A 2,597-nucleotide genomic window follows, 5' to 3' on the forward strand; every position below is an offset into this window, starting at 1 on the left:
GGCCTCGACGCGCGCCCGACGCCCGGCCACACGCCCGGCTCGACGACCTACGTGGTGTCCGGCGGCGGGCAGCGCGCGCTGCTGATCGGCGACGTCGCGCACTCGGTGGTGGAGCTCGCCGAGCCCGACTGGCAGGCCACCGTCGACGTCGACCCCGCCGCCGCGCAGGCGTTGCGCAACCGGCTCGGCGACGAGGTCACCGACACCGACGACCGCGTCGCCCCCGCCCACTGCCCGGGCCTGGCCTTCGGCCGGGTCGTCACCTTCGGCGAGCGCCGCCGCTTCACCACCGTCTGAGGAGCACCGGAATGGATCTGCAGCTCGCCGGCACCACCGTGCTGGTCACCGGCGCCGGCCAGGGCCTCGGCCGTGCGATCGGCGAGGCCTTCGCCGCCGAGGGCGCCCAGGTCGCCTTCGGCCACCACACCTCCGGCGAGGGCGCCGAGCAGGCCGCCGAGGCCGCGCGCGCCGCCGGGGTCAAGGCGATCGCGGTCGGCGTCGACACCCGCGACGACGCCTCGGTCGCCCGCGCGCTCGACACCGTCGAGTCCGAGCTCGGCCCGATCGGGGTGCTGGTCAACAACGCGGCCGTCACCAGCCGCGGGCGGTTCCTCGAGCGCTCCGCGGCCGACTTCGCCGCCGAGATCGACGTGACCGTCACCGGCACCCTGCGCATCTCCCATGCCGTCGCGCAGCGGATGGCCGACCACGGCGGCGGGTCGATCGTCTCGCTCATGGGCGACTCCGGGCGCGTCGGCGAGTCGGGGCTGCTGGTCACCGCGACCGCGCGCTCGTCGACCCTCGGGCTGACCAAGTCGCTGGCCAAGGAGCTCGCTCGCCACGGGGTGCGCGCCAACGCGGTGTCCCTCGGGCTCGTGCAGACCGACAACTTCGCCGCCCACACCGGCGGCACCGACGACGAGCGGCTCAAGAAGATCACCGCGCTCTACCCGCTGCGCCGCCTCGGGCGCCCCGAGGACGTGACCCCGACGATCCTGCTGCTCGCGTCCCCGTGCTCGTCGTGGACGACGGGCCAGGTCCTGTCGGTCAACGGCGGGTTCGCGATGCCGTGATGAGCACCGACACGCACGTCCCCGCCAGCGGGACCGCGGTCCGCCGCAAGGAGGACGCGCGGCTGCTCACCGGCCGCGGCCGCTACGTCTCCGACCTGGTGCTGCCGCGGATGCGCCACGTGGCGTTCGTCCGCAGCCCGGTGGCCCACGCACGGCTGGGGGCCGTCGACACCACCGAGGCCCTCGACGTCGAGGGCGTGCACGCCGTGTTCACCGGCGAGCACCCGGCGATGCGCGCCGTGTCGCTGCGCGCGCAGTCGGCGCTGCCCGGCTACGTCGAGACCGACCAGCCGCCGCTGGCCCGCGGGAAGGTCCGCTTCGCCGGGGAGGCCGTCGCCGCGGTCGTCGCCGACGACCGCTACCGCGCCGAGGACGGCGCCGAGGGCGTGGACGTCGACTACGAGCCGCTGGCGCCGACCGTCTGCGCCTGGACCGACCCGGCCGACGTCACCGACCCCGTGCACGACGAGGCCCCGGACAACCTGCTGCTCTCGCGCACCTTCCGGGCGGGTGACGCCACCGACGCGCTCGCCCGCGCGGACGTCGTCGTCGAGCGGGAGCTCACCACCAACCGGCACGCCGGCAACCCCATCGAGTGCCGCGCCGGGGTCGCCCGCTTCGAGGCCGCCGACCGGCGGCTCACGTTCTGGTCCGGCACCCAGGTGCCCCACCTCGTGCGCACCCAGCTCGCCGAGCTGCTCGGCCTGCCCGAGGGCGACATCCGGGTGATCGCACCCGACGTCGGGGGCGGGTTCGGCGTCAAGGCCGTGCTCTACCCCGAGGACGTCGCGCTCTGCCTCATGGCGATGGCGATGCCGGACACGGCGCTGAAGTGGGTCGAGGACCGCGTCGAGCACCTGCTCGCGGCGACCCACGCCCGCGACCACCGCTACGTGCTGCGCGCCGGGTTCGCCGCCGACGGGGAGCTGCTCGCCGTCGCCGCCGACGTCTGGTGCAACACCGGGGCGTACTCGGTCTACCCGTGGACCGCCGGGATCGAGCCGCTGATGGCCGGTGGCCTGCTCACCGGCCCGTACAAGCTGGCCCACTACGAGTGCACCGTCCGCGGCGTCGCGACGAACACCAGTCCGTCCGGCCCCTACCGCGGGGTCGCGCGCCCCTCGACGGTATTCGCGATGGAGGGCCTCATGGACTCCGGCGCCCGGGCCCTCGGGATGGACCCGATCGCCCTGCGGCGCCGCAACCTGATCCTGCCCGCCGACGTCCCCTACCGGATGCCGTCGCGGCTCGTCGACGACTCCGGGGCCTACGAGGCCTGCCTCGACCGCGCCGTCGAGGTGTTCGACGTCGGGCGCTGGCGGGCCGAGCAGGCCCGCCGCCGGGAGGCCGGGGAGCGGCCGATCGGGATCGGGGTCGGGATCTACAACGAGCTCACCGGCCTGGGCCGCGCCGCGTCGGCAGGGCCGCGGATGCCGTTCCGGACCGGCCACGACGCGTGCACGGTGCGGGTCAACCCCGACGGGCGCGTCACGGTGTTCTCGGGCGTCACGTCCCAGGGCCAGG

The 2,597-nt window shown here is 75.5% G+C and carries 3 protein-coding genes; all 3 read left to right on the forward strand.

Annotation, left to right across the window (positions count from 1 at the left end; all coding sequences use genetic code 11):
* On the forward strand, positions 1–297 hold a 297-nt coding region (locus AC0CYZ_RS00215), incomplete at its 5' end, for an MBL fold metallo-hydrolase (protein ID WP_472210815.1).
* A gap of 11 nt (positions 298–308) precedes the next feature.
* On the forward strand, positions 309–1,073 hold the full coding sequence (locus AC0CYZ_RS00220; protein WP_472210818.1) for an SDR family NAD(P)-dependent oxidoreductase: 765 nt from the start codon (positions 309–311) through the stop codon (positions 1,071–1,073).
* Positions 1,073–2,597: xanthine dehydrogenase family protein molybdopterin-binding subunit (locus AC0CYZ_RS00225; protein WP_472210821.1), on the forward strand; the 1,525-nt coding region annotated here is incomplete at its 3' end. The genes AC0CYZ_RS00220 and AC0CYZ_RS00225, both read left to right, overlap by 1 nt.

Source organism: Actinomycetospora sp., assembly GCF_055612215.1.